Raw genomic sequence first — 1,226 nt, 5'->3', positions numbered from 1 at the left:
TAGCTTGCTTTGGTAATTAAACTCAAAGGTAGGTATTTCATTGCAGGGCTTACAATAGACCAAGGCAAGCTTGGCACGCAGGCTTGTGCAACACCAGATTCTATAGCAGCGACGATAGCTTTAGTGCCCTTGTTAGCACTGACCTCAAAAGGCAATGGCTTAGCATTTTCATTAATCTCAGTACGTATATAACCTGGAAAGATAGTAGAGACTTTGATAGGGAGTTTTTCAAGTATCATATCAGCGCGAATACCTTCAGCCAAATGCGCAATGCCAGCTTTACTTGCACCATAAGTCGTCATGTGTTTTGGTAAACCGCGCATGGCGGACATGCTCGATATAACTACCAGATGACCATGGTTTTGTTTGCGAAAAATCTTCATGCCTGCTTCACACTGCGCTAGTGCTGATATAAAGTTGATTTCAGCGGTGCGCCTGTTGATACTAAAGCGACCTTTTCCGATGCGGCGACTCTCACCAATCCCTGCGTTCACCACGACCCGATCTATAGTGCCAAAATCGGCGACGAACTCATCAAACACGGTAAATATAGCGCTATAGTCGGTCACATCTAATCCCCGATACTCGACACGAATATCAGGATATTTGGATAAAATATCTGTTTTTAGCTGCTCTAAACGACTAGTGCGGCGCGCGCAAATGGCTAAGTTATAACCTAGTCTGGCAAATAACCATGCCATGCCCTCACCAAGTCCTGAGCTGGCACCTGTAACCAGCACTGTCTTGCCCTGTCCTACTTGCTGCTGGTTTAATCGGGCAAGATAACGCCCAGGTTTGATCGCACTAACTAATTGCGCTTTACGGTTCTTGGCCGTTTGCGTCATTAAATTTACCAATTTACTTTGCATAGATAGCTCCTTGTATATCAGTAGCAATGTAACACTTAATCGCAGTCTTTATGCGTCAAAGTATACGGCTAAAACACAATAGTATAGTATGCCTGCGTAGATAATTGAACGGCAATTGTGTATAGCAGACTAGAGGCTTAGGGTCTGTTGAACATTCAAATATTAGGACTGCTGATAGCTAAAATTGCACCAAACTAGGCGTAAACCGAAGATAATGTCTAGACATTAGCTAGATTTACAACACCGTTTGGGGTGATTTTAGCATCAGCCTTTCAGGGCGAGGCTATTTTTTGCCAATACATGGCGAAGTTATCTAACCTAGAATGACTAGGCCGCAAGAATTTCACTGCGTATTGC

General features: G+C 43.7%; 1 protein-coding gene. It reads right to left on the bottom strand.

Going from position 1 to position 1,226, the window contains the following annotated elements; all coding sequences use genetic code 11:
• The coding region (locus tag ACTXGO_RS14055) for an SDR family oxidoreductase (protein ID WP_435948983.1) at positions 1-869 on the bottom strand (869 nt) is incomplete at its 3' end.
• Between the last annotated feature and the right edge of the window lie 357 nt (positions 870-1,226).

Source organism: Psychrobacter sp. T6-1, from assembly GCF_052258445.1.
The sequence above is the reverse complement of the archived record's forward strand: the minus strand, read 5'-3'. Positions and strand labels throughout refer to the sequence as shown.